Here is a 24,479-nt window from a genome sequence, read left to right as displayed (position 1 = left end):
GGGTCCGCGTCACTGATTCGGTCATCTCAGCCCTTGCCCGCGTCCGGGTTCGGCGAATCGCCGATGATCGGGGCGCAGATACGGGTGGCACGGGTGGCCCCCGCCGATGTCTGGTTCCATTCGGTGCCCTGCGCGGTTCCGTCAGGACCCGGGTCGGGGAAGTCGGGGGCGCCGTTCTTCTGCATACAGGCGGCGTAGTCGAGCTTCACCTTGATCTGCTGCGGAGTGAGCTTGGGCCGGTTACCGTTCTCGACGCTCTCGGGAACAGGCACCAGGAGCGACTCGCACTTCGCGGAGGCTTTGAGGTACTTCGTGTCCTTCTTCAGCGCCAGACTGTCGCCGCCGAAGTCGACCTGGCCCTTCGCGTTCGGGTCGGGGGCGTCGACCCCGTTCTCCCGCAGGCATTTCACCCACTTGCGCTGGGCGTTCACATAGGTGGCCAGTTCGTCGCCGCCGTCCCCGTCCGCGCCGCCCTTCGTGCCGCCCGCGGTGGCGGACGCGCCGCCGTCGGCCGCCGTCGGAACCTCGGGGGCATCTCCTCCACCGCCGCAGCCGGCCACGGTGACCGCCATCACCGACGCCGTCAGCACGGCCATCAGTACCCGCTTCGTCCTCATCGGATCTCCCGCCTCCTGTCGGACCCGGCCCGGCCCCTCGTGGGGCGTGTCGAGCGGGTCGAACGTAGGCGGGAGCCGATGAAGAACCGATGAAGAACCTGTCACCTGGGCATGCGGACTATGCGGGGCGAACACGCCGAGTGAGAGATGACTGATTGCGGTCAGAATGCAATCTGAGTAACCTCTGAGTTATGACTGCCACGCGTATGAGAGCAGAGAGCGAGTCCGTCTCCTTCACCGACCTCTCCCGCAACCCCAGGGGTGTCGCGGCCAGAGCGGCCGCCTTGGGGCGTCTCCGCGTCACCCATCGGGACGCGCCGGACATGGTGCTGACCACGGCCGTACGGGCGGAGTGCGCCGAAGAGAACCTGACCACCGCTTCGCGGCTCTTCCTCGCCCTGATGAAGCAGGACGACGGCGCCAAGTCGCTCCTTCTCGCGCTCCCCGAGGTGTTCCCCTGGGTGCGACACCTGGACGCGGAAGAGGTCCGGGCCTTCACCGTCGAACTCCTCGAAGCACTGTCGGACGCCGCCGAACTGGGCGCGGGAGAGGCTGTGCACCGCGCGATCGTCTCCTGGCGCGCCACGGCTCGCATCAATGCCGATCCCGATCAGCTCAGGGAGTCCGTGCGTCCGCTCGACGGTGACGACCTCGGCCCGGTCGAGGTGCGTGAGTGAGTCCGAAGAAGGGGGATCGGGTCAGCGTTCCGCCCCTCGACGGGTGGAACGTCGTCTTCGGGACCACAGAGGCGGCGACCGGCTGGGAGGAACTGTGCCGGGTTGCGTTGCCGAGCGCGCATCGCTGTCTGGAAGCACTCCGAAGCGACCCCCTGACCCGATCCAACTGGAGCCGTCAGCATCAGCTGCGGGGAAGGCACGCCACCAAGGCGTGGAAGGGATCCGACCTGGAGCAGTGGGAGTACGAGGTCACCAGCGGTGGTCGAGTGCGCTACCTGGTCAGCGCGGAGACTTCCACCGTGATCCTGGTGTACGCCTCCCCGCGGCATCCGAAAGACACCGAGTAAGCCTCGGGCAGGTCCGGGACGGGGTCCGTGAGCAGGCCCCGTCCCCGCCGTCCAGGCCGTAGTCCCCGCCCTCCGTCAGGGCGCCAGCCGCCCCAGCCGGTCCACCGCCTCCCGCAGGACCGCTTCCTTCTTGCAGAAGGCGAAACGGACGAAGGGCGCGCCCTCGTCGCGGTTGTCGTAGAAGACGGCGTTGGGGATGGCGACGACGCCGGCGCGTTCGGGGAGGGCGCGGCAGAAGGCGAAGCCGTCCTTCTCGCCGAGGGGGCGGATGTCGGTGGTCACGAAGTAGGTGCCGGCGGGGCGGTGGACGCCGAAGCCCGCCGCCGTCAGGCCGTCGACGAGCAGGTCCCGCTTGGCCTGGAGGTCCGCGCGCAGGGTGTCGGTGTACGAGTCGGGCAGGCGCAGCGCCTCGGCGATGGCGTACTGGAACGGGCCGGAGGCCACGTACGTGAGGAACTGCTTGGCGGAGCGCACCGCGCTCGTCAGCTCCGGGCTCGCGGTGACCCAGCCGACCTTCCAGCCGGTGAAGGAGTACGTCTTGCCGGCCGAGCCGATGGTGACGGTGCGCTCCCGCATGCCGGGCAGGGTCGCGAGCGGGATGTGGACGGCGTCGTCGAAGACCAGGTGCTCGTAGACCTCGTCGGTGACGACCAGCAGGTCGTGTTCCTGGGCGAGTTCGGCGATCGCGGTGAGTTCGGCGCGGTCGAGGACGGTGCCGGTGGGGTTGTGGGGGGTGTTGAGGAGGATGAGCCGGGTGCGCCGGGTGATCGCCCCGCGCAGTTCGTCGAGGTCGAGGGTGAAGGCTCCGTCGCGCGGGCGGAGGGTGACCGGGACGCGGGTGCCGCCCGCCATGGCGATGCAGGCGGCGTACGAGTCGTAGTACGGCTCCAGGGCGACGACCTCGTCGCCGGGTTCGAGCAGGGCGAGCAGGGTGGCGGCGATGGCCTCGGTGGCGCCGGCGGTGACCAGGACCTCGCTGTCGGGGTCGTAGGCGAGGCCGTAACGGCGCTGCTGGTGCTCGGCGATCGCGGTGCGCAGTTCGGGGACGCCGGGGCCGGGCGGGTACTGGTTGCCCCGGCCCTCGCGCAGGGCGCGGACGGCGGCCTCGCGGATCTCCTCGGGGCCGTCGGTGTCGGGGAAGCCCTGGCCCAGGTTGATCGCCCCGGTGCGGGTGGCGAGCGCGGACATCTCGGCGAAGATCGTGGTGCCGAACTCCGCGAGGCGGCGGTTGAGCAGTGTCCTGGTCATGACGCCATCCTGGGGCGAAGCTCTGGAGTTGCTCAAGTGTGCTTCGGGCGGGTCGGGGGCGGGCATCCCCCTCGCACAGCCCGTGGCGACATGCCGGGCTCGGACAAACGTACGGGGGATGACATGGAGATCTTTCCGATCATCGGGCTGGGGCTTCTCGTGGTCGTCGGCTTCACTCTGGCGGTGGCGAGCGGGCGGTCGGCCAAGCAGCGGCGGCGCAAGCGGCGGGGCGGCTGGGCGGGCGGGGGCGGGAGCTCCAGCGGCGGAGGTACGTACATCGGGGGCGGCTGCGGTTCGTCGTCCTCGTACGGCTCCTCGTCGTCGTCCTCGTGCGGTTCCTCCTCCTCGTCCTGTGGCTCGTCATCGTCGTCCTGCGGGGGCGGCGGTGGCGGTTGCGGCGGTGGGGGCGGCAGCTGACGGAGCCCATCAGGCCCGACGGGGCCTGATGGGTGGGGAGAAGGGCCGACGGCGCCGGACCGCGAGGGACGCGGGCCGGCGCCGACCGGTGTGGCGCGAGGGGCGCCGGGTGGTGTCGCACGGCGCGGATTCGCGCCGGGCGACACCGCTTTGTGCGTACAACAGGCGTCCATATCCGACCTGTTGGGCAATCCGCCGGCCGTGGGGGGAACCGGCGATCGAATCCTTTTGAACACGTGAACCGTGGAGCCCCCGGGGGGATGGAAACCCCGTCAAGTTGGGCAAAAACCCTGTGAGCCACCCGCGGTTCGTGATTCCCTCGCTGTGGAGAACATCCAGCCCTCGGACCGTGTGGAACCGAGCCGGCGATCCCCACTCCTGGCCGAAATCCTTCACCAGGACGCCCCGGCCCACCCGCCAAGTGTGTTTGCGGAGCCGACTCATGCTCACGACCCTGAAAACCTCCTACACCGATACGCGTGCGGCCGACCTGGCCTGGGCGCTGGGGCGCGAACCCCTGCCCGCGCTGGCCGTGCTCGATCTCGAACTCGCCGGAGCGAAGCTCCAGTTACGACTGCTCGGCGCCTCTCACCAAGTGCTCCTGGAGGAAGCGGACCGCAGTTGCTCGGAGACCGTCGCCTGCATGCCCGGCAGCAGCACCCCACTGCCGCTCGGCGTGTCCAAGCGGGTGGGCGAGTGGGAGTACGAGTTCGCGGCCCGCGTCGAGACCCTGAACCAGGGCTCGTTCGCCGGCCGCGCGCAGGAACTGCTCGCACTCGTCGCCGACCATCCGAACGGCCTTGCCGGAACGTTCCCCGGCTCGCCGCACGCCTTCACGGCGATGCTCGCGCAGCGTCACGAGGGCCAGGTGCGCTGGCGGACCTGGCACGCGTACCCGCAGGAAGGGCAGTTGGTGGTGACCAGAACCCGGATCGGGGCGCGCATGCCCGCGATGCTCTGACCCCGGGGCATGGGGGCGTACGCCTCAGATGCACTCGTGTGGGTGACCGTTCGGGCACCGAGCGTGACGTAGCGTTACGAGCATGATCGACCCGCCCGTGACGCTGCCGACCCTGCCCACCCTGCCCCGGCCACCTCGTCAGGTGGTGCGTCCCCCTGTCCGGCCGGGGGCCGTGCGGTATCCGGTGCTCGCCGTGGTGTTCGTCTGCTCCGCCTGCGGACTGGTCTACGAGCTCGAACTGGTCGCGCTCGCCTCGTATCTGATCGGCGACTCCGTCACCCAGGCGTCCGTCGTGCTGTCCGTCATGGTCTTCGCGATGGGCATCGGTTCGCTGCTCGCCAAGCGGCTGCGCTGCCGCGCGGCGGTCGGCTTCGGGCTCATCGAGGCCGGCCTCGCGCTGGTCGGCGGCTGCTCGGCGATGGCGCTGTACGCGGCCTTCGCCTGGTTCGGCGCGTCGCAGTACGTGCTGGTCGCGTTCGCGCTGGCCATCGGCGTGCTCATCGGGGCGGAGATCCCGCTGTTGATGTCGCTCATCCAGCGCGCGGAAACGTCCCGCTCGCGCGGCGCGGGGCTCGGCCCGGGCCGGGGCCCGGGGCGGGGCGAGGAAGCGGACCTCGGGGTGTCCCCGGGGAGGCCCGGCCGTCCGGGAGGAGCCGGCCGTTCGGGTCGCTCGGGCCGCTCGGCGTGGGGACGGCGGCGGCGCGCGCGCCGGGCGGCGCGGTCGCCGAGGGATCCGTACGACGCGGCCGGGACGGTCGCCGATCTGTTCGCCGCCGACTACGTGGGCGCGCTGGTCGGCGGACTCGCCTTCCCGTTCCTGCTGCTGCCCTGGTTCGGACAGCTCACCGGCGCGCTGGTCACCGGCGCGGTCAACGCGTTCGCGGGCGGCGGGCTCGTCCTGTGGCTGTTCCGGTACGACCTGACGCGCCGCTCCCGCAAGCTGCTCATCGGCGCGAACGTCTCGGTGCTCGCCCTCCTCGGCACCGCGACCATCCTTGCCGCCCCCTTCGAGCAGGCCGCGCGCCGCGCCGTCTACGGCGACCGGGTCCTGGTCGCCGAACACACCGGACTCCAGGAAGTGGTGGTCACGGGCCGGCGGGGCAGCCCGCCCGATCTGTTCCTGGACGGCCGGCTCTGGGTGGGCGGCCGGGACGAGTACCGCTACCACGAGGCCCTGGTGCACCCGGCGATGAACGGCCGCCACGCGCGCGTCCTGATCCTCGGCGGCGGCGACGGGCTCGCCGCCCGCGAGGTGCTGCGCCACCCGGACGTCCGCTCCCTCACCGTCGTCGAGCGCGACCCCGGTGTCGTACGGCTCGCCCGTACCGACCCGGACCTGGCGGCGCTCAACAGGCGGGCGTTCCAGGACCGCCGGGTCACCGTCGCGTACGAGGACGCCTTTCGCTGGCTGCGCGCCCGAGGCGGAGACGGCAGAGGCGGCGAAGACGGCGGACACGGTGCGAGTGGTGGGGGAGACGAGGGTCGCGGTCCGGTGCGGGAACGGTTCGACGTGGTGATCTGCGATCTGCCCGACCCCTCGACCACCGCCGGCGCCACGCTCTACTCGGAGGAGTTCTACGGGCTCGCCGCCGGAGTCCTCGCGGACGGCGGGCGGCTCGTCGTCCACGCCGGCCCGGCCGCCGCCCGGCCCGCCACGTACTGGACCGTCGACGCGAGTCTGCGCGCGGCCGGGTTCGCCACCCGGCCGTACGGGATGAAGACCGATCCGGGGGCGCGCCCGGGAAGCGGCCCGGGACGAGGAGCGGGGACGGGGGAGGACTGGGGCTTTCTGCTGGCGGCGCCCGGCGGCCGGGCACCCGCCCTCGGACTCGCCACGGACATCCCCCGGCCCCGCTCGCTCACCCCGGCCGTCCTCGCCGAGGCCGCCGCCCGCGCCGATCGCACCCGCGCCGACGCCCCGCCCCGGCTGCCGCCCTCCACCCTGGTCCACCCCCGCTACTGAGAGCGCTGGAGAGAGTGCCACCGAGAACGCTTCCGAGAGGGCGGGCGACCCGGCCCGCCGGGTGGCCGTCCGGCGTGGGCGGCGGGGCAACAGGCGACGGGCGGGGTCGCGCTGAGTAGGCTCGACTCCCATGGAGCATGAGGTGTACGTCCCGGTCCCCGCCGAGGTCCTGCGCGCCACCCTCGCCGACCCGGCGCGGCTCGCGCGCTGCGTCCCCGGGTTCCAGCAGGACGCCGACGCGGCGTCCGGCCCGCTCACGGGCCGGCTGAAGGTCCGTGTCGGCGGCAACACCATCACCTACCGGGGCACGTGGCGCGTCACCGGGCGGCCCGGCGGTTTCGCCGTCGCGGGCGAGGGCACCGAGGTACGCGGCAAGGGCACGGTGACCTGTGGAATCACCCTGACGCTCGGCCCGGCCTCCGGGGGCACCCTGCTCGGCTTCACCGGCTCGGTCACGGCGACCGGGCGGCTCGCCGACGCGGGCGAGGAGGCCCGGAACACGGCCGGGGCCCGGCTGCTCGGCCGGTTCGCGGAGGCGCTGGCCGCCGTCGCGGACGTCGAGGCCGAACTGGCCGCCGAGGACATGGCCGAGGGCCCGGCCAAGACCACGGCCGAGGACGCGCACGAGACCGCGCCCGGGGAGACCGGGCACGCCAACGCCGACACCGAAGCCGACAACAAGGCCACTGCCGACGCGGCCGATGCCACCGACGACGACGGGGTGGACGACGGCGCGGAGGAGCCCGGCGGGCGTCCCTCGGTCTTCGACACCCCGGTCCCGCCGCCGTCCCTGGACCCCCGCGCCGACGCGGAGTTCGACCGGGACTCCGGCAAGGGCACCGGGCAGGACAGGGACAAGGACACGGGCAAGGACAGGGACAAGGGCAAGGCGGTGGACGGCACCCCGTCCGCCGAGCCCGGCGGCCCGTCGAAGAATGGATCCTCCAGGGAAGGCGCTCCGAAGAACGGCAAGCGGGACGAGGCCGCGTCCGGCCGGGGCACCCGGCAGCCCGCCGAGGCCGCCCACGCCCGCCGCACGATGATCGGCCGCAGCGCCGAGGAGGTCGACCACGCCCCGCCGCGCGGCCGGTACGCCCCCATGCCCGCCGCCGAGGCCTCCCACGCCGCCGCGACCCTGCGCTGGATCGCCCCCGCCGCCGCGCTCGCCGTCGCCTCCGCCGTCGTCGTCCACCGCGCCCTGCGCCGTCGCCGCTGAGCCCCCGGTCCCGTCGACAGAGCCGTCGACGGGACCGCCCCGGAGCCGCCCCCCCCCCGGGTCTCCCGGAGCCGGTCGCGGCATCAGGGCGCGTACCCCCGCAGCCCTTCGTGCAGCGGGAGAGGCACCCCCGCCTTGTGCGTGCTGCCCGGCGGCCGAAGGCCGGGCCGAAAGAGCAGGAGCCCGCTTACGGATCGGGCCCGAGTCAAAAGACATGCCCTAGGGTCGGAGCGTGAGCAATCTGACGCGACTGACGGCCGGCGACGCCGAGCTGACCATCGACCCGGACCACGGCTGCCGCATCGAGAGCCTGCGCCTCGGGGGCGCCGAACTCCTCGTGAGTGGCGAGCACTTCGGCTCCTTCGTGATGGCGCCCTGGGCGGGCCGGACCGGGAACGGACGGTTCCGCGACGGCGCCACCGTCCACCAGCTGCCCGTCTCCGGACACGCGGCGCCGCACGCCATCCATGGCACCGTGCGCGACCAGCGGTGGAAGACGGCCCACGTCACCGACACGACGGCCGCCTTCACCACCGGGCTCGGGGACCCCTGGCCGTACGCCGGCCGGGTCACCCAGACCGTGGAGCTGGCCGAGGACTCGCTCACTCTCCAGCTCGGTATCGAGACCGACGGCGACTCGTTCCCCGCGCAGGCCGGCTGGCACCCCTGGTTCCGCCGCTCGCTGGACGGCGGCCAGGACGTGCGGATCGACTTCGCCCCCGCCTGGCAGGAGGAGCGCGGGACGGACCACCTCCCGACCGGCCGCCGGATCGACCCGCTCCCCGGCCCCTGGGACGACTGCTTCGGCATGCCGGACGGTGTCGATGTCACTCTCACCTGGCCGGAGCTGCTGGAGCTGCGGATCACCAGCCGGGCCGAGTGGGTGGTGGTCTACGACGAGCCCGCCGACTCCGTCTGCGTCGAGCCGCAGTCGGGCCCGCCGAACGGCCTCAACACTCACCCGCGCCTCGTCACCCCGATCGACCCCCTGGAGGTCGCGACGACGTGGACCTGGCGCCGGCTCTGACCATCGCCTCGACCGTCACCCCGACCGCCACCCCGACTATCGCCCCGACCGCCGTGACCAGCGGCCCCGCGCCCAGGCCCTAAGCTCGTGAGCATGACTGACGTACGTGCTGAGCTGCTCCAGCAGATCAAGGACAAGGCCGTGGTGCACGGCAAGGTGACCCTCTCCTCGGGTCTTGAGGCCGACTACTACGTGGACCTTCGCCGGATCACGCTCGACGGTGCGGCGGCGCCGCTGGTCGGTCAGGTCATGCGCGAGCTGACCGAGGGCCTGGAGTTCGACGCGGTCGGCGGTCTGACCCTGGGCGCCGACCCGGTCGCCACCTCGATGCTGCACGCCGCCGCCGCGCAGGGCGAGCGCCTGGACGCCTTCGTGGTGCGCAAGGCCGCCAAGGCGCACGGGATGCAGCGTCAGGTCGAGGGCCCGGACATCAAGGGCCGCCGGGTCCTGATCGTGGAGGACACCTCGACCACTGGCGGTTCGCCGCTGACGGCCGTCGAGGCGGCCCGGGCGGCCGGCGCCGAGGTCGTCGCCGTCGCCACGATCGTGGACCGCGCGACCGGCGCGGGCGAGAGGATCAGCGGTACGGCCGGGGTGCCGTACCTCTACGCGTACGCGCTGGACGAGCTGGGCCTCGCCTGATCGGACCGCATACCGAGACGCCGGCACACCGGGTCCCAGAGCCCTGCCGGCGTCCTGGGACACGGTTCTGACCTGGTGTTTTTTCGAGGGGTGGAGTGTTTCACGTGAAACGCTCCACCCCTCGGCGCGTACGGGGCCGTGGGACCCCGTACCGGAGTCTGCGAGGATATGGGCGACGATGACGTCGCCCCCAGGTCAGGGACAGCAACGCACATACCCGCACATCACAAGGAGCGGACGAATGCCCATCGCAACCCCCGAGGTCTACAACGAGATGCTCGACCGGGCGAAGGCAGGCAAGTTCGCCTACCCGGCCATCAACGTCACCTCGTCCCAGACCCTGCACGCGGCCCTGCGCGGCTTCGCGGAGGCCGAGAGCGACGGCATCATCCAGATCTCGACCGGTGGCGCCGAGTTCCTGGGCGGCCAGCACAAGAAGGACATGGTCACGGGCGCCGTTGCCCTGGCCGAGTTCGCTCACATCGTCGCCGCGAAGTACGACGTCAACATCGCGCTGCACACTGACCACTGCCCCAAGGACAAGCTGGACGGCTATGTCCGCCCGCTGATCGCCCTCTCCGAGGAGCGCGTCAAGGCAGGTGGCAACCCGCTCTTCCAGTCGCACATGTGGGACGGCTCGGCCGAGACCCTCGCCGACAACCTGGCCATCGCCCAGGAGCTGCTGCCCCGCGCCGCCGCCGCCAAGATCATCCTTGAGGTCGAGATCACCCCGACCGGTGGCGAGGAGGACGGCGTCACCCACGAGATCAACGACGAGCTGTACACCTCGGTCGAGGACGCGCTCCGCACCGCCGAGGCCCTCGGCCTGGGCGAGAAGGGCCGCTACCTGCTGGCCGCCTCCTTCGGCAACGTCCACGGCGTGTACAAGCCGGGCAACGTCGTACTCCGTCCCGAGCTGCTCAAGGACCTCCAGGCGGGTGTCGCCGCGAAGTCCGGCAACGCCGCCCCGTTCGACTTCGTCTTCCACGGCGGCTCCGGCTCCACCGCCGAGGAGATCGCCATCGCCATCGAGAACGGCGTGGTGAAGATGAACCTCGACACCGACACCCAGTACGCGTTCACGCGTCCGGTGGCGGACCACATGCTCAAGAACTACGACGGTGTCCTGAAGGTCGACGGCGAGGTCGGCAAGAAGTCCACCTACGACCCGCGCACCTGGGGCAAGCTCGCCGAGGCGGGCATGGCCACGCGCGTCGCCGAGGCGTGTGTCGCGCTCCGTTCGGCCGGTCAGAAGATGAAGTAAGGGGGCGATTCGCCTCCGTTCACGAGGGCCCGGCACCGTCTCGACGGGGCCGGGCCCTCGCCGTATCCGAGCCGTTCCCACCACCGGAAAGAGGCATCGTGTCCGACTTCGCGGCCGACCCCGCGGCCGACTCCGTGACCGTCCCCTCGGCCGAATCCGCGCTCGCGCTCGCGCCGGCGTCCGAGCCCACGCCCCCGCCCGCGCCCGCGCCCGAGGACATCTCCGCGTTCGACTTCGACCGGGAGATAGACCGGCGGGGGACCTGGTCCATCCAGTGGGACGGGATCACCGACCGCTTCCCCGTCCCCGATCTGCTGCCGTTCACCATCTCCGACATGGACTTCGCGTCCCCGCCCGCCGTCCTCGACGCACTGTGCGACCGGGTCGGACACGGCGTCTTCGGCTACACCGACTGGCGGCTCGGGGAGTTCCGGGAGTCCATACGGGACTGGTACGCGACCCGCCACGGCGCCGCCGTCGACCCCGAGGCGATGGTCTACGCGCCCTCCGTGCTCAGCCAGCTCTCCCAGCTCCTCCAGATGTGGACCGAGCCCGGTGACGGTGTCGTCGTGCACACCCCCACCTACGACGGCTTCCGCAAGGCCGTCACCGGTCTCGGCCGCGAGCTGCGCGGTGTCCCGGTCGGCGACCCGGAGGCCCTGGAACGCGAACTGGCCCGGCCCGACAGCCGGATGCTGCTGCTCTGCTCCCCGCACAACCCGACCGGCCGGGTGTGGACCGAGGAGGAGCTGACCGGGTTCGCGCGGCTGGCCGAGCGGTACGGCGCCGCCGTGGTCAGCGACGAGATACACGCCGACCTGACGAGCGCGGGCCACCGCCACCTCCCGTGGACCGAGGTCGCCGAAGCGGGTGCGGGCCGGCGCTGGGCCCTGATCACCTCCGGCACCAAGGCCTTCAACTTCCCCGCGCTCTCCGGTTCGTACGGCTTCATCGGCGACCCGGCCGACCGTGCCGCGTTCGTCCAGCGGATGGAGACCGGGCAGGGTCTCGCCTCCCCGGCGGTGCTCTCCCTCACCGCTCACATCGCCGCCTACCGGCACGGCGCCCCCTGGCTGGACGCGCTGCGCGGCTATGTCGCCGGCAACCTGGAACTGGTCCGCGGCCGGCTCGCGGACGAGAAGGACGGCCTTCCCGAGCTGGGCTGGACCCCGCCGCAGGCCGGCTATCTGGCCTGGATCGACCTGCGCCCGCTGGGCATCGACAGCCCCGAGCGGGAGGCCGCCCTCCAGGAGGAGCTGGTGTTCCGGGAGAAGGTCGCGATCATGCCCGGCGGCACGTACGGCAACCCGGGCTGCGTCCGGCTGAACGTCGGCTGCACCCGGGCCAAGGCCGAACGGGGCGTGGACGCGCTGATCCGCGCAGCGCAGCGGCTGCGGGACTGACACGACCGCGGGGGCCGGTACGACTGTGGGGAGGTGCCCCCAGCGGCCCGGCGTTCCCGGACGGCGGCGCCCCCGGTCCCAGCCGCCGGCCCTGGCCCCCGCCCCGAGAGGGTGTCGCCCGGCTGCGGAGCCGGGCCGTCCGGGGGAGCATGCAGGCATGGCCAAGGGTGACGGCGCGGAAGCAGCGAGCACGGGCCCGGGCACGGGTCCGGACCCCGGCCCCGGCCCGCACGGGAACACCGGGCCGGGACACGGACCCGGACCCGGATCCGGACCGCTCCCGGGCGGGGTCCGGCTGGCCTCCGGGACCGGACGGTGGATCGTGGTCACCACGGTCCTCGGTTCGAGCATGGCGATGCTCGACTCCACCGTCGTCAATGTCGCCCTGCCCCACATCGGCAGATCGCTGGGCGCCGACCTGGCGGCCCTCCAGTGGACCGTCAACGCCTACATGGTCACCCTCGCGGGCCTGATCCTGCTGGGCGGTTCGCTCGGCGACCGCTACGGACGGCGGCGGGTGTTCGTCATCGGGGTGGTGTGGTTCGCGGTGGCCTCGCTGCTCTGCGGCATCGCCCCGACCAGCGGCGTCCTCATCGCGTCCCGCGCCCTCCAGGGCGTCGGCGGGGCGCTGCTCACCCCGGGATCGCTCGCGCTGATCCAGGCCAGTTTCCACGAGGACGACCGGGCGAAGGCGGTCGGCCTGTGGTCCGGGTTCGGCGGGGTGGGCGCGGCGATCGGGCCGTTCGTCGGCGGTTGGCTGGTGGACGGGCCCGGCTGGCGCTGGGTGTTCTTCCTGAACGTTCCGCTCGCGCTGATCTGTGTGCCGATCGCGCTGCGGCACGTCCCCGAGTCCCATGACGCGGCCGCGCGCGGCCGGTTCGACGTGCTCGGCGCGGTGCTCGGCGCGCTGGGGCTCGCGCTCGTGACGTACGCGCTGATCGTCCGGGTGTGGTGGGCGGGCGTGGCGGGGCTCGCGGTCGGTGCCTGGTTCGTCCTCGCGGAGCGGCGGCGCGGCGAGCGGGCGATGGTGCCGCCGTCGATCTTCCGCTCCCGCACGTTCACCTCGATCAACCTGGTGACGCTGTGCGTGTACGCGGGGTTCAGCGGCTTCTTCTTCCTGGCCGCGCTCCAGCTCCAGGTGGTGTCCGGCTACTCGGCGCTCGCCGCCGGTACGGCCCTGCTGCCGACGACGATCCTCATGCTGCTGCTGTCGGCGAAGTCCGGTGAGCTGGGCGAGAAGACCGGGCCCCGGCTGCCACTGACTGTCGGGCCGCTGCTGTGCGCGGCGGGCATGCTGCTGATGCTGCGGGTAGGACCGCACGCCGCGTACCTCACGGAGGTCCTGCCCGCGCTGCTGGTCCTCGGTCTGGGCATGGTCACCCTGGTGGCGCCGCTGACCGCGACCGTGCTGGCCTCCGTGGACGTCTCCCGGGCGGGCCTGGCCAGCGGCATCAACAACGCGGCGGCCCGGGCGGCGGGCCTGATCGCGGTGGCCGCGCTGCCGCTGCTCGCGGGCATGGGCCCGGAGGCGTACCGCTCGGCGACCCAGTTCGACGCGGCGTTCGGGCGGGCGATGGTGATCTGCGCGGGTGTCCTGGTGGCGGGCTCGCTGCTGGCCTGGATCACCCTGCGCACCCCGCCCCGGCCGGAGCTGCGCCCCGAGTGCCAGATGCACTGCGGGGTCGGGGCCCCGCCGCTGGATCCGGGGAGGGTGAACGAGGCGAGCGGTGAGGGCGGCGGGCCGGCGGCGGCCCCGGGGCCGGGCCCGGCCTGAGCGGGGCGCCCGGCGCCCGGGCCGCGGCCGTGCTGCAGTCCGGGCCGCCGCCCGGCGTGGACCGCGAGTCACCCTCGGGGACAGTCCTCGGGGACAGTCCTCAGGGACCGACCGGGGCAGTCCTCAGGGGCGCAGCTCGGTGTACGCCTCTTCGCTGCTGTCCTTCAGGAACTGCCGGCAGCGCTCCTGCTCCTCCGTCTCGCCGATGTCACCGGCGGCGCGAGCCAGGGCGGCGAGGCAGCGCAGGAAGCCGCGATTGGGCACGTGGCTCCACGGCACGGGGCCGTGGCCCTTCCAGCCGGCGCGGCGCAGGGCGTCGAGGCCGCGGTGGTAGCCGGTGCGGGCGTACGCGTACGACTCGATCACGCGCCCGCCCGCGTAGGCGTCCTCGGCGAGCGTGGCCCAGGCGAGGGAGAACGTCGGGTACCGGCCGGCCACCTCGGCCGGGGTGGCGGAGCCGTCGGCCAGCAGTCGGGAGGCGTTCTCGTTGTCGGGCAGCAGCGTCGGGTCGGGGCCGCCGAGCAGGTTCTTGTGCGTGTGGGTCGTCATGGGGGAAGTCTGCCACCGGCCCGCGACGGGCCCGCCCGCGCGCGAGCGCTCCCCCTCCCCGTACCCCTGGCGTCTCACCCGTGCCCGCCTTCCTCGCTTCCGTCCCGTTTTCCCTCCTGTCCGGCCCGTCTTCGGTGGGAACTTTGGGCCGAGGGACCCCGTCCTTCCCCCACAGGGGGGACGATGTTCGATGTTGTTCGAGCGATGGATACCATCCCCCGTACCGCGAGCCAGGGGGGAAACCGTCGTGGGAACCAGAGGACGGGGCCGGCAGCAGAGCCGGAACACCGGAGACCACGGATCCACCGGATCCACCGGAAGGCGCAGCGCGGGCAACGGCCGCCAGCGGCGCGGCAGTCGGCGTACGCGACGGGGCCGCGTGCTGCCTGTGCTCGCCTTGGTCGCCGTCGCGCTCGTCGGCGGCATCGGGCTCGCGCGCTACCAGCAGGAGCACACGGGCCCGGCCACGGCGGCGGCCGCCGAGCCGACCGGGGACACGGCGACGGACCCGAAGGCCGCGGGCGGCCCGGACGCCACGTCGCCCACGCCCACGCCGAAGCCGAAACCCAAGCCGAAGCCCACGCCGACCGAGAAGAAGATCGTGGTGCCGGCGTCCGGCCCGGGCACCTTCACCACGGCCCAGGCGGACGGCGAGGCCGTCGGCACCACGGGCACCCTGCGCCGCTACCGCGTGCAGGTCGAGGACGGTGTCGATCTCTCCGCGCACGAGGCCGCCCAGGAGATCCAGGCGATTTTGGCGCACCCGCGTGGCTGGGCCGCGCACGGCCGGGGCCGGTTCCAGCTGGTCTCCTCGAACGCCGACTTCATCATCCGGATCGCCACGCCCGCCACCGCCGACAAGCTCTGTCTCGCCAACGGTCTGGACACCCACGGTGAGCTGAACTGCGAGACCACCACAGGTGTCGTGGTCAATCTCAAGCGCTGGATGACCGGCTCGCCGACCTTCACGGGCCCGCCCACCGAGTACCGGCATCTGCTCATCAACCACGAGGTCGGCCATGAGATCGGCATCCGGACGCACATGGGCTGCCCGGGGCCGGGCAAGCCCGCACCCGTGATGATGCAGCAGATCAAGGGGCTTCATGGCTGCATATCGAACGCCTATCCGTATACCGAACAGGGGATCTACATCACCGGTCCGGCCGTGTAATGATGCGCGTGGGAGCACGTGCGACGGCGCACGCCTCCTGAGGGGACCGGGGCTCCTGAGTCGGACGTCGTGAGACGGGCCGGACGAGAGGAGCAGACCGCTACCCGGTAGTTCGTATCGAGGAGACAGAAATGTCAACCTTTCCAGGTTCCCCCGATCACTCCGGAGCCGGTGCGGTCGCCGCCACCGACGCGCCGAACCTCGACTTCGCGGGCACGACCCCGTACGAGGACTACGTCCAGGCCGACGTGCTCACGCACCTCCAGCACCTGCGCTCCGACGATCCGGGCGAGATGGTCTTCCTGGTCACCACCCAGGTCATGGAGCTGTGGTTCACGGTGATCGTCCACGAGTGGGAGACCGCGTGCCACGCCCTGCGTGGCGACGACCTCCCCGTCGCGATGGACGCGCTGAAGCGCTCCCTGCGCGAGCTGGAGGCGCTCAACCACTCCTGGCGGCCGCTCGCCCAGCTCACCCCCGCCCAGTTCAACTCCTACCGGGGCGCGCTCGGTGAGGGTTCCGGCTTCCAGTCGGCGATGTACCGGCGCATGGAGTTCCTGCTCGGCGAGAAGTCCGCGTCCATGCTGGTGCCGCACCGCGGTGCGCCGCGCGTGCACGCCGAGCTGGAGAAGGCGATCCAGGAGCCGAGTCTGTACGACGAGACGCTGGCCCTGCTCGCCCGGCGCGGCCTGCCCGTACCGGCCGAGGTCCTGGAGCGCGACCTCTCGCAGCGCTACGAGCCGTCCGCCGAGGTGGAGCGGGTCTGGACCGAGATCTACGCCGACTCCGACCAGAACGCCGAACTCGTCCGTCTGGGCGAGGTGTTGAGCGATGTGGCCGAACTCGTCTGGCGGTGGCGCAACGACCATCTGGTGGCGACTCGGCGCGCCATGGGCGCCAAGACGGGAACCGGCGGCTCCGCAGGCGTAGCCTGGCTGGAGAAGCGGGCGCAGAAGAACGTGTTTCCCGAACTGTGGACGGCGCGCAGTTATGTCTGAGACCACTGAGACCACAGAGTTTTCCGCGACCTCCGACCCCTCCCAGGCTTCCGACCTCCCCTCGGTTGCCGGCCAGGCCTTCGGCTCCTCCCCGGCCGCCCGGACCGCCAACTCCGCTCCCTCGCTTGCCGAGCGGGCCACCCGTCTGGACGCGTCCGACGAACTGGCGGAGCACCGCGAGAAGTTCGCCCTCGACGACACCGTCTACCTCGACGGCAACTCGCTCGGCGCACTGCCCGCGCACGTGCCCGCGCGGATGGCCGATGTCATCTCCCGCCAGTGGGGCGAGCTGCGCATCCGCTCCTGGAGCGAGTCCGGCTGGTGGACCGCGCCGGAGCGGATCGGCGACCGGATCGCCCCGATCGTCGGCGCCGCCGAGGGCCGGATCGTGGTCGGCGACTCCACCAGCGTGAACGTCTTCAAGGCCGTCGTCGCCGGTGCCCGTCTGGCGGGCGAGGGCCGCGACGAGATCCTGGTCGACGCGACGACGTTCCCCACGGACGGCTACATCGCCGAGTCTGCCGCCCGGCTGACCGGCCACCGGATCGTGCCCCTCGATCCGGCCGACATGGCCGCCGCCGTGACCGACCGCACCGCGCTCGCGCTGGTCAACCATGTCGACTACCGCACCGGCCGGCTCCGCGACCTGCCCGGCCTGACCGCCGCGCTGCACGCGGCGGGCGCGCTCGCCGTCTGGGACCTGTGCCACAGCGCGGGCGCGCTGCCGGTCGGTCTCGACGAGCACGGCGTGGACCTCGCCGTCGGCTGCACGTACAAGTACCTGAACGGCGGCCCCGGTTCGCCCGCGTACCTGTACGTCGCCGAGCGCCACCAAGGCCGCTTCGACTCCCCGTTGCCGGGCTGGAATTCGCATGCCGATCCCTTCGGCATGACGCCCGGCTACGAGGCCGCCGACGGCGCGGTGCGCGGTCGCGTCGGCACCCCCGACATCCTGTCCATGCTGGCCCTGGAGGCCGCCCTGGACGTCTGGGACGGGGTGCGGATCGAGGACGTACGGGCCAAGTCCCTCGCCCTGACGGACTTCTTCCTGGAGTGCGTCCGGGCCCACGCCCCCGAGGGCCGGGTCGACTCCGTGACCCCCGAGGCGTACGAGGAGCGGGGTAGCCAGGTCGCGCTGCGCTGCGCCGAGGCGCCCGCCGTCATGGACGAGCTGATCCGGCGCGGAGTGGTCGGCGATCTGCGCCGCCCCGACATCCTGCGGTTCGGATTCACGCCGCTGTACGTCGGGTTCGCGGACGTGGAGCGCGCCGCGCGCGTCCTGGGCGAGGTGCTGAGGGACATACCGCGGGCATAGTCGGACCCGATTCCGACCACCGCCTGTTGGCGGTCCGACGCCCCTTCGCTCAGGGCCCGCTACAACGCCTGAGCCCCTGCTCACGGGGACGGTACGCCTGGTACCGTCCCCGCTGACCGGGCCGATCGGCCCCGTCCGAGGAGAGGTTGGAGCAGATGTCGGACCCCGCCGCGCGCGACGCAGCCGAAGAGGCGTCCGCCTTCTCCCATCCGGCCGTCGCCCCCGACGTCTTTGCCGCGTACGGCGACCACCCCGATCAGGTCGTCGACTTCTACGCGCCGCGCGACGGACGTACCTCCGCACCGCTCGTCGTCGCCCTGCACGGCGGCGTCTGGCGCGCGCCGTACGACCGCCAACACATCAGCCCCTTCGCGGACTTCCTCGCCCGCCGCGGCTTCGCCGTGGCCAACGTCGAGTACCGGCGCGGCAGCGACATCCCCCGCCAGGGCGCCGCCGCCCCGGTCGCCGGGCGCTGGCCCGAGACCTTCGACGACATCGCCGCCGCGCTGGACGCGATCCCCGAACTCGCCGCCGCGCACCTGCCGTCGGCCGACCCGCGCCGGATCGTGCTCACCGGACACTCGGCGGGCGGACACCTCGCGCTGTGGGCCGCCGCCCGGCACGTCCTGCCGGCCGGCTCCGCCTGGCGGCTGCCCGCACCGCCCGCGCTGCGCGGGGTCGTCGCCCTCGCCCCCATCGCGCACTTCGGCCGCGCGGTGGAACTGGACGTGTGCGGTGGTGGCGTGACCGAATTCCTGGGCGGCAAGGGGCACTTGGCGGACCGGATGCCCTTCGCGGACCCGTCCGTCCTGGTGCCGACCGGCATCGCCACCACCGTCGTGCAGGGCCGTACCGACATCGTCGTGCCGCCCGCCGTCGCCGAGGCGTACGTGACGGCGGCCGCGGAGGCCGGGGAAATGGTCGGCTTCACGCTCCTGGAGGACGTCGGGCACTTCCCGCTGATCGACCCGGCGGCGGACGCGTGCGCGGTGGTCGCGGAGGAGATCGCCCAGCTCGCCTGGTAGCGGCGGGCGAGGCGCCTGGTGGCCGGCGACGAGACGTCAGGCCAGGTCAGGAGGCCGGACCGCGGGCCCCGAGGGCGGGCGCGTAGTCCTCAAGGGGGACGCCGGGAAATCCGTACACAGCCGGACGACCCCGGCGGACGGCTTTCGTACCGTGGGACCGTGACTTCGACCCGGACCACCCCCGCATCCGCCGCCCCCTCCCCGCCCGACGGCCTCGCCGCCCGCAGCCCCGAGGCCCGGCTGGCGCTGGACGCGTTCGGCGGGCTGCGCGCCGATCTCTTCCAGAACGCCTTCGCCTACCGGCCGTTGCCCCGCATGAACACGGACAGCGGCCCGGCCCGCTATCTCCCGTCGGGGATCCGGATGTACCTGGGGCTGCTCCCGCACGCGGTCGTCACGGTCCTCGCCGCGATCGTCTTCGCGATCGGGTTCGGGAGGGCCTCCGGCCACCTCGGAGCGCCCGCCCTCTTCCTCTCCTGCGCACCGGCCGCGATCGTGCTGCTCACCCTCGTGCGGCCGGTCCTCGCCTTCTGGGCCTCGCTGCTGTCCACGCCGTTCATCGGGTTCTTCACCGGCTGGGACGGCTGGCCCTGGTCGCGGAGCGCCTTCGCCACCCATCTGGTCGTCCTGGTCCTGGTCGCCGCCCGTACCCGACCCCGGGTGGCGGGCTGGATGTGGGTGGTGACGGCGGGCCTCACGCTGTTCATGGAATTGTTCCTCGGGTACGGGCTGACCTCGAACTCCGTGCCGTTCCTGTTCCTCTCGGCCCTCGCCCTGCTCGCCGTCTCCGTCGTCCAGATCCGCCGCGACGCCAAGCGCCAGGTCACCGCCGAGCAGACGGTGACGGCCGTCGAGCGCTCCAAGCGGACCGTCCTCGAAGAGCGCACGACGATCGCCCGCGAACTGCACGACGTCGTCGCCCACCACATGTCGGTGGTCGCGATCCAGGCCGAGGCCGCCCCCTACCGGGTGGAGAACCCGCCGCCCGAGCTGGAGAAGGCCTTCGCCACCATCCGTGAGAACGCCGTCGCCGCTCTTTCCGAACTCCGCCGCATCCTCGGCGTGGTCCGCGCCGAGGACTACGAGGCCCCCGACGCGCCGCAGCCGACCCTCGCCGACCTCGACGACCTGATCGCCAACGTCCGCGAGGCCGGACTCGACGTGACCCGGACGGTGACCGGCGCGCGCCGCGAACTGCCGCAGGGCGTCGAGCTGTCGGCGTACCGGATCGTGCAGGAGGCCCTGTCGAACGTGCTGCGCCACGCGCCCGGCGCCACCGCCGCCGTGGAGGTCTCGTACGTGCTCGGCGGCCTCGGTCTGCGGATCGTCAACGGCCCTGCGCGCGGTCTGACGAAGCCCTCGCCGGGCGCCGGCCACGGCATCACCGGCATGCGGGAGCGGGTCGCCATGCTGGGCGGGGAGATGACCGCGGGGGAGGCGGCGGACGGCGGGTACGAGATCGCGGTGTACGTGCCGGTGGCGCGCGGCGAGCAGGCCGAGCAGGCCGAGCAGGCCGAGCCGCCCGTACCGTCCGAGCAGTCCGAGAAGCCCGAGCAGCGGCCGGAACCGGGGCCGGAATCCGGACCGGCGCGGGCCGGCGAGACGCGCGAGGAGTCCCGGCCGTGATCCGTGTCCTGATCGTCGACGACCAGATGATGGTCCGCGAGGGATTTTCCGTGCTGCTCGGCGCGATGCCGGATATCGAGGTGGTCGGCGAGGCCGTCAACGGCCGGGAGGCCGTCGACCAGGTCACCGCCCTGCGTCCCGACGTCGTCCTGATGGACATCCGTATGCCGGAGATGAACGGCATCGACGCCACCCGCGAGATCTGCGCCGCCGACGGCGAGGCCAAGGTGCTGGTCCTGACCACGTACGACCTGGACGAGTACGTCTACCAGGCGCTGCGCGCCGGGGCCTCCGGCTTCCTGCTCAAGGACGCCTCGGCCCGGCAGCTCGCGGAGGGCGTCCGGCTGGTCGCGGCGGGCGAGGCGCTGCTCGCGCCGACCGTCACGAAGCGGCTGATCACCGAGTTCGCCCGGTCCGCGGGCGACGGGCCGAGGCTGCCCGCGGCGGCCCGGATCGGCGAACTGACCGAGCGCGAGACGGAGGTTCTCGTCCTCATCGCGCAGGGCCTGTCGAACGCCGAGATCGCCGACCACCTCGTCGTCGCCGAGTCGACCATCAAGACGCACGTCAGCCGTGTCCTCGTGAAGCTCGGGCTGCGGGACCGGACGCAGGCGGCGATCTTCGCGTACGAGGCGCGGCTGGTGCGGGTGGGGGACTGACGCGAGTGTCGTAGAGGGAGAGGCCGAAGCGCCAGAAGCGGTGAAGGCCCGAGCCGGGGTGGGAGGTGCCCCGGCTCGGGCCTGGCCGCGTTCTTCGGGATCGGTACGGGTGGTGTCAGTTCCGCAGGTCCCGGCGCCGCAGGCCCGCCAGCCCCGCCGTCAGCAGTACCGCCGCGAGGGCCGGCAGGGCGAGGACCGGGCCCCAGGCCATCTCCTGGCCCGGCAGCTTCGGCAGATGCCCGTACGGGGAGAGGTCGAGGACGACCTGCGGGAGGTTCAGCGCGGGGCCGACCCAGCCGATGGCCAGGAAGAGCCCGGCCACGCCCCACCCCGCCGAGGCGGCCTTCGGGAACGCGCCCCACAGCAGCACCGCGAGCCCGGCCAGCGTCCAGATCGCGGGGAGCTGGACGAGCGCGGCGCCGAGGATCGGACCGAGGTCCTTCCCGTACGTCGTGGCCAGGCCGAGCCCGCCGAGCAGCATGATCACCACCGAGCCGCCGAACGCGATCACCAGGTGCCCGGCCGCCCAGCGCAGCCGGCCGACGGGCGCGGCGAGCAGGGGTTCGGCGCGCCCCGAGGTCTCCTCGCCGTGCAGCCGCAGCACGGAACCGACCGCGAACAGCGACGCGATCATGCCCAGCATGCCGACCATGGTCGCCAGGAAGGCGTCGGTGAGGGCGCTCTGCCCGCCCATCCGCTCGAAGATCTCGCGGGCCTGCTCGTTGTCGCCGACGATGTCCGCCGCGCCGCCGACCATCCCGCCGAAGACCAGCCCGGCGGCGAGGAAGCCCACGGACCAGCCGGCCAGGGTGCCGCGCTGGAGCCGCCAGGCGAGCGCGCCGGTGGTCGCGAGCCGCCCATCGGCCGGACCGGGGCGGGTGGACAGGAAGCTCATGCCGACATCGCGCCGCGCGGTGAGCCCGTACGCCACCGCCGTCTGGACGACGACGGCCGCCGCGATGAGCAGCAGCACCCACCAGCGTTCGCCGGCGAAGGCGCGGACGTGCTGGGCCCAGCCGATGGGGGAGAGCCAGGTCAGGACGGAGTCACCGGAGGCGGAACCGGCGTCGCCCGCCGCGCGCAGCACGAACGCGAACCCGAGCAGGGCGCCCGTCGCGCCCTTGGCGAGCCGGGCGCTCTCGGTGAGCTGGGCGACGATCGCGGCCATGCTCGCGAACACCATCCCGGTGCCGCCGATGGCGAGTCCGAGCGCGAGGGCTCCGGCGAGGCCCTGGCCGGCGAGGCCGGCGGTGACGAGGAGGGCGATGGCGGCGTTCGCGGTGAGCGCGGTGAGGAGGGCGGCGGACAGCGGGGCGCGGCGGCCGACCGCGCCGGCCGAGAGCATCTCCTGACGGCCCGACTCCTCCTCGTCGCGGGTGTGCCGGACGACGATCAGCAGGCTCGCCACGGCGGCGAGGACGGCGGCGAAGGTGCCGAACCGCCAGGCGACGAGACCGCCAAGGGAGTCGTCGAGCACCGGACCGTAGAACGAACGCATCGAGCTGTTCGCGGTCATGGAGGCGGCGAGCTGGGCGCGCTGCGCCGCCGTCGCGTACAGGGCGCCGAGGGAGCCGGAGCCGCTGGCCACCATGCCGCCGGTGATCAGGACCCAGAGCGGGATCATCAGCCGGTCGCGGCGCAGGGCGAGGCGGGTGAGGGGGGCGGTGCCGGTGAGGGGGCCGGTGCCGGTGAGGGGGCCCGTGCGGGGGTCGGGCCGGCGTCGGGGGAGGGTGCCGCTGGTCGCGCTCATGACGCGGGCACCTCCTCCGTCTCGCCGTTCCCGCCGATCCCGCCGGTCCCGCCCGTTTCGTCGGGCTCGTCGGTGTAGTGGCGGAGGAAGAGTTCCTCCAGGGTGGGCGGGGTGCTGACGAGGCTGCGGACGCCGGACGCGGTGAGCGCGCGCAGGACAGCGTCGAGCTTGTCGGTGTCGACCTGGAGGCGTACACGGTTGCCCTGGACGTCGAGGTCGTGGACGCCGGGGAGGCGGGTGAGGCCGTTCGGCGGGGCGGCGAGTTCGGCGACGACGCTGGTACGGGTGAGGTGGCGCAGCTCGGCCAGCGAACCGGACTCGACGGTACGGCCCTTGCGGATGATGCTGACCCGGTCGCAGAGGGATTCGACCTCGCTGAGGATGTGGCTGGACAGCAGGACGGTCCGGCCGCGCTCGCGCGCTTCCTCGACGCACTCCTGGAAGACCTCCTCCATGAGGGGGTCGAGACCTGAGGTGGGTTCGTCGAGGACGAGGAGGTCGACGTCGGCGGCGAAGGCGGCGACCAGGGCGACCTTCTGGCGGTTGCCCTTGGAGTAGGAGCGGCCCTTCTTGGTGGGGTCGAGCTCGAAGCGCTCGATCAGCCGGGCGCGCCGGGCGGGGTCGAGCGGGCCGCGCAGCCGTCCGTAGAGGTCGATGACCTCGCCGCCGGTGAGGTTGCGCCAGAGGGTGACGTCGCCGGGGACGTAGGCGAGGCGGCGGTGCAGCTCGACGGCGTCGTTCCAGGGGTCCTTGCCGAGGAGGCGCACGGCGCCGGAGTCGGCGCGCAGGAGCCCGAGGAGGACGCGGATGGTGGTGGACTTCCCGGAGCCGTTGGGGCCGAGGAAGCCGTGGACCTCGCCGGTCTCGACGTGGAGATCGAGGCCGTCCAGTGCCTTGGTGCGGCCGAACGCCTTGTGGAGTCCGGCGACGCTGATTGCCTTCGTCATGGTTCTGAACGTACGCTTGTTTCACAAAATTGTGAAGTTAAGGAAGCGTAAAAAGCGGGGGTGAGATAGTGGAAGACATGACCGACCGCATAGACGACCGCGTGGGCCGTGACGGTAGTGAAGGGCCGGGGGGCCAGGGAGGCCAGGGGAGCCAGGGAGATTCGGAGGGGCGTGAGGCCGGGAAGCGGGCCGAAGAGGCCGGGCGCTTCGTGGAACGCTTCGCGTCCGAACTGAGCCAGGCCGGGATGCAACGCATGGCGTCCCGGGTCTTCGTGGCCCTGCTGGCCTCCGAGGACGGCGCGATGACCTCGGCGGAGCTGGCCGAGCGGCTTCAGATCAGCCCGGCCGCCGTGTCGGGCGCGGTGCGCTACCTCGGCCAGGTCGACCTGGTCGGCCGGGAGCACGTGCCGGGCACGCGGCGGGAGCGGTACGTGCTCCACAACCACGTCTGGTTCGAGACCTTCACTCGCCGGGACCAGCTGCTCAGCAGGTGGGGACGGATGCTGCGGGAGGGCGCGGAGACGCTCGGCCCGGATACGGCGGCGGGCCACCGGGTCGCGGAGACGGCCGAGTTCTTCGACTTCCTGCACGACGAGATGGCCCGCATCATGGACCGCTGGCGGGAGATGAAGGGCGCGGAGCGGGGGTAGCCCGCAGGGGGTGGGTGGGACGTGTCATAGCGGGAGGTGCGGGTGGGTGTGACGTGGTGTCCGCCCTCCTTCCGAGAGTCGCGCCTTCCAGCGCCGCGTCAAGGGCGCTCCCTTCGGTCGCGTCACTGCGTGATGGGCTGCGCCCACCCTTGACCCGGCGCTTCCAGGCGCGAAAGACACTCTCGGAGGGCGGCCCGGGGGAAAGGTCCACGCGGGGGCGATGCTCGCGCTGG

General features: G+C 72.7%; 23 protein-coding genes. 18 read left to right on the top strand and 5 right to left on the bottom strand.

Going from position 1 to position 24,479, the window contains the following annotated elements; all coding sequences use genetic code 11:
• Positions 1-26 precede the first annotated feature (26 nt).
• Positions 27-617, bottom strand: a complete 591-nt coding sequence (locus ACGFRB_RS17795) for a hypothetical protein (RefSeq protein WP_393243971.1) — start codon at positions 615-617, stop codon at positions 27-29.
• A gap of 191 nt (positions 618-808) precedes the next feature.
• On the opposite strand from ACGFRB_RS17795, the gene ACGFRB_RS17790 reads away from it, so the two are divergent.
• Together ACGFRB_RS17790 and ACGFRB_RS17785 are read left to right on the top strand one after the other, a co-directional pair.
• Positions 809-1,294, top strand: a complete 486-nt coding sequence (locus tag ACGFRB_RS17790; RefSeq protein ID WP_393243969.1) for a prevent-host-death family protein — start codon at positions 809-811, stop codon at positions 1,292-1,294.
• Positions 1,291-1,641 (top strand): hypothetical protein, encoded by a 351-nt coding sequence (locus ACGFRB_RS17785; RefSeq protein WP_393243967.1) that lies wholly within the window; start codon positions 1,291-1,293, stop codon positions 1,639-1,641. Before ACGFRB_RS17790 ends, ACGFRB_RS17785 begins: the two co-directional genes overlap by 4 nt.
• Before the next feature lie 75 nt (positions 1,642-1,716).
• Here ACGFRB_RS17785 and ACGFRB_RS17780 read toward each other — a convergent pair whose 3' ends face one another.
• Positions 1,717-2,889, bottom strand: a complete 1,173-nt coding sequence (locus ACGFRB_RS17780) for a pyridoxal phosphate-dependent aminotransferase (RefSeq protein ID WP_393243965.1) — start codon at positions 2,887-2,889, stop codon at positions 1,717-1,719.
• A gap of 123 nt (positions 2,890-3,012) precedes the next feature.
• Between ACGFRB_RS17780 and ACGFRB_RS17775 the strand changes: the two genes are divergently transcribed.
• The 9 genes from ACGFRB_RS17775 (at position 3,013) to ACGFRB_RS17735 (ending at position 13,556) form a co-directional block, all read left to right on the top strand.
• Positions 3,013-3,306 carry a hypothetical protein gene (locus ACGFRB_RS17775; protein WP_393243963.1) on the top strand — a complete coding sequence of 98 codons (294 nt, stop codon included), beginning with the start codon at positions 3,013-3,015 and terminating at the stop codon, positions 3,304-3,306.
• Positions 3,307-3,748: 442 nt separating this feature from the next.
• The gene (locus ACGFRB_RS17770; RefSeq protein ID WP_361228781.1) at positions 3,749-4,267 is read left to right on the top strand and encodes a DUF2617 family protein; all 519 of its coding nucleotides are present in this window, start codon (positions 3,749-3,751) and stop codon (positions 4,265-4,267) included.
• A gap of 82 nt (positions 4,268-4,349) precedes the next feature.
• On the top strand, positions 4,350-6,230 hold the full coding sequence (locus tag ACGFRB_RS17765) for a spermidine synthase (protein WP_393243961.1): 1,881 nt from the start codon (positions 4,350-4,352) through the stop codon (positions 6,228-6,230).
• Positions 6,231-6,360: 130 nt separating this feature from the next.
• Entirely contained in the window at positions 6,361-7,446 is a 1,086-nt protein-coding gene (locus ACGFRB_RS17760) for an SRPBCC domain-containing protein (RefSeq protein WP_393243959.1), read from the top strand.
• A gap of 232 nt (positions 7,447-7,678) precedes the next feature.
• On the top strand, positions 7,679-8,473 hold the full coding sequence (locus ACGFRB_RS17755; protein ID WP_393243957.1) for an aldose 1-epimerase: 795 nt from the start codon (positions 7,679-7,681) through the stop codon (positions 8,471-8,473).
• Between the two features lie 93 nt (positions 8,474-8,566).
• Positions 8,567-9,115: an orotate phosphoribosyltransferase gene (pyrE, locus tag ACGFRB_RS17750; RefSeq protein WP_363005616.1), complete on the top strand. Its 549-nt coding sequence runs from the start codon at positions 8,567-8,569 to the stop codon at positions 9,113-9,115.
• Positions 9,116-9,356: 241 nt separating this feature from the next.
• Positions 9,357-10,379, top strand: a complete 1,023-nt coding sequence (fbaA, locus tag ACGFRB_RS17745) for a class II fructose-bisphosphate aldolase (protein ID WP_361228769.1) — start codon at positions 9,357-9,359, stop codon at positions 10,377-10,379.
• 218 nt (positions 10,380-10,597) lie between these two features.
• Entirely contained in the window at positions 10,598-11,782 is a 1,185-nt protein-coding gene (locus tag ACGFRB_RS17740) for a MalY/PatB family protein (protein WP_393244158.1), read from the top strand.
• A gap of 157 nt (positions 11,783-11,939) precedes the next feature.
• Positions 11,940-13,556 carry a DHA2 family efflux MFS transporter permease subunit gene (locus ACGFRB_RS17735; RefSeq protein ID WP_393243955.1) on the top strand — a complete coding sequence of 539 codons (1,617 nt, stop codon included), beginning with the start codon at positions 11,940-11,942 and terminating at the stop codon, positions 13,554-13,556.
• Between the two features lie 123 nt (positions 13,557-13,679).
• Here ACGFRB_RS17735 and ACGFRB_RS17730 read toward each other — a convergent pair whose 3' ends face one another.
• Complete coding sequence (locus ACGFRB_RS17730) at positions 13,680-14,105, bottom strand: DUF3151 domain-containing protein (protein WP_363005612.1); 426 nt, start codon at positions 14,103-14,105, stop codon at positions 13,680-13,682.
• 379 nt (positions 14,106-14,484) lie between these two features.
• Between ACGFRB_RS17730 and ACGFRB_RS17725 the strand changes: the two genes are divergently transcribed.
• The 6 genes from ACGFRB_RS17725 to ACGFRB_RS17700 all read left to right on the top strand — a co-directional run bounded on the left by ACGFRB_RS17725 (position 14,485) and on the right by ACGFRB_RS17700 (position 20,899).
• Entirely contained in the window at positions 14,485-15,276 is a 792-nt protein-coding gene (locus tag ACGFRB_RS17725) for a DUF3152 domain-containing protein (RefSeq protein WP_393243953.1), read from the top strand.
• Positions 15,277-15,407: 131 nt separating this feature from the next.
• Positions 15,408-16,274, top strand: coding sequence for a tryptophan 2,3-dioxygenase family protein (locus ACGFRB_RS17720; protein ID WP_363005608.1), 867 nt, complete (start codon positions 15,408-15,410; stop codon positions 16,272-16,274).
• Complete coding sequence (gene kynU / locus ACGFRB_RS17715; RefSeq protein WP_393243950.1) at positions 16,267-17,589, top strand: kynureninase; 1,323 nt, start codon at positions 16,267-16,269, stop codon at positions 17,587-17,589. Before ACGFRB_RS17720 ends, kynU begins: the two co-directional genes overlap by 8 nt.
• Positions 17,590-17,744: 155 nt before the next feature.
• Positions 17,745-18,614 carry an alpha/beta hydrolase gene (locus ACGFRB_RS17710; RefSeq protein WP_393243948.1) on the top strand — a complete coding sequence of 290 codons (870 nt, stop codon included), beginning with the start codon at positions 17,745-17,747 and terminating at the stop codon, positions 18,612-18,614.
• Between the two features lie 159 nt (positions 18,615-18,773).
• Positions 18,774-20,240, top strand: a complete 1,467-nt coding sequence (locus ACGFRB_RS17705; protein WP_393243946.1) for a sensor histidine kinase — start codon at positions 18,774-18,776, stop codon at positions 20,238-20,240.
• The gene (locus ACGFRB_RS17700; RefSeq protein WP_361228749.1) at positions 20,237-20,899 is read left to right on the top strand and encodes a response regulator transcription factor; all 663 of its coding nucleotides are present in this window, start codon (positions 20,237-20,239) and stop codon (positions 20,897-20,899) included. The genes ACGFRB_RS17705 and ACGFRB_RS17700 overlap by 4 nt, the downstream gene beginning before the upstream one ends.
• Before the next feature lie 115 nt (positions 20,900-21,014).
• Here the strand turns inward: ACGFRB_RS17700 and ACGFRB_RS17695 are convergent, their stop codons facing one another.
• Positions 21,015-22,649 carry an ABC transporter permease gene (locus ACGFRB_RS17695; protein WP_393243944.1) on the bottom strand — a complete coding sequence of 545 codons (1,635 nt, stop codon included), beginning with the start codon at positions 22,647-22,649 and terminating at the stop codon, positions 21,015-21,017.
• On the bottom strand, positions 22,646-23,596 hold the full coding sequence (locus ACGFRB_RS17690) for an ATP-binding cassette domain-containing protein (RefSeq protein ID WP_393243942.1): 951 nt from the start codon (positions 23,594-23,596) through the stop codon (positions 22,646-22,648). Before ACGFRB_RS17690 ends, ACGFRB_RS17695 begins: the two co-directional genes overlap by 4 nt.
• 209 nt (positions 23,597-23,805) lie before the next feature.
• On the opposite strand from ACGFRB_RS17690, the gene ACGFRB_RS17685 reads away from it, so the two are divergent.
• Positions 23,806-24,246 (top strand): GbsR/MarR family transcriptional regulator, encoded by a 441-nt coding sequence (locus tag ACGFRB_RS17685; protein WP_393243940.1) that lies wholly within the window; start codon positions 23,806-23,808, stop codon positions 24,244-24,246.
• Positions 24,247-24,479 lie beyond the last annotated feature (233 nt).

The sequence above is a fragment of the Streptomyces sp. NPDC048718 genome (genome assembly GCF_043198875.1).
GTDB lineage: Bacteria > Actinomycetota > Actinomycetes > Streptomycetales > Streptomycetaceae > Streptomyces.
Note: the sequence above shows the minus strand (reverse complement) of the source record. Positions and strands in the feature narration are given on the sequence as shown.

Bases quoted from the DNA above. Each gene is read 5' to 3' on its own strand.
- ACGFRB_RS17790 (WP_393243969.1), top strand. From the start codon at position 809: ATGACTGCCACGCGTATGAGAGCAGAGAGCGAGTCCGTCTCCTTCACC.
- ACGFRB_RS17720 (WP_363005608.1), top strand. From the start codon at position 15,408: ATGTCAACCTTTCCAGGTTCCCCCGATCACTCCGGAGCCGGTGCGGTC.
- pyrE (WP_363005616.1), top strand. From the start codon at position 8,567: ATGACTGACGTACGTGCTGAGCTGCTCCAGCAGATCAAGGACAAGGCC.
- ACGFRB_RS17730 (WP_363005612.1), bottom strand. From the start codon at position 14,105: ATGACGACCCACACGCACAAGAACCTGCTCGGCGGCCCCGACCCGACG.
- kynU (WP_393243950.1), top strand. From the start codon at position 16,267: ATGTCTGAGACCACTGAGACCACAGAGTTTTCCGCGACCTCCGACCCC.
- ACGFRB_RS17795 (WP_393243971.1), bottom strand. From the start codon at position 617: ATGAGGACGAAGCGGGTACTGATGGCCGTGCTGACGGCGTCGGTGATG.
- ACGFRB_RS17780 (WP_393243965.1), bottom strand. From the start codon at position 2,889: ATGACCAGGACACTGCTCAACCGCCGCCTCGCGGAGTTCGGCACCACG.
- ACGFRB_RS17735 (WP_393243955.1), top strand. From the start codon at position 11,940: ATGGCCAAGGGTGACGGCGCGGAAGCAGCGAGCACGGGCCCGGGCACG.
- ACGFRB_RS17695 (WP_393243944.1), bottom strand. From the start codon at position 22,649: ATGAGCGCGACCAGCGGCACCCTCCCCCGACGCCGGCCCGACCCCCGC.
- ACGFRB_RS17775 (WP_393243963.1), top strand. From the start codon at position 3,013: ATGGAGATCTTTCCGATCATCGGGCTGGGGCTTCTCGTGGTCGTCGGC.
- ACGFRB_RS17710 (WP_393243948.1), top strand. From the start codon at position 17,745: ATGTCGGACCCCGCCGCGCGCGACGCAGCCGAAGAGGCGTCCGCCTTC.
- ACGFRB_RS17760 (WP_393243959.1), top strand. From the start codon at position 6,361: ATGGAGCATGAGGTGTACGTCCCGGTCCCCGCCGAGGTCCTGCGCGCC.
- fbaA (WP_361228769.1), top strand. From the start codon at position 9,357: ATGCCCATCGCAACCCCCGAGGTCTACAACGAGATGCTCGACCGGGCG.
- ACGFRB_RS17770 (WP_361228781.1), top strand. From the start codon at position 3,749: ATGCTCACGACCCTGAAAACCTCCTACACCGATACGCGTGCGGCCGAC.
- ACGFRB_RS17690 (WP_393243942.1), bottom strand. From the start codon at position 23,596: ATGACGAAGGCAATCAGCGTCGCCGGACTCCACAAGGCGTTCGGCCGC.
- ACGFRB_RS17765 (WP_393243961.1), top strand. From the start codon at position 4,350: ATGATCGACCCGCCCGTGACGCTGCCGACCCTGCCCACCCTGCCCCGG.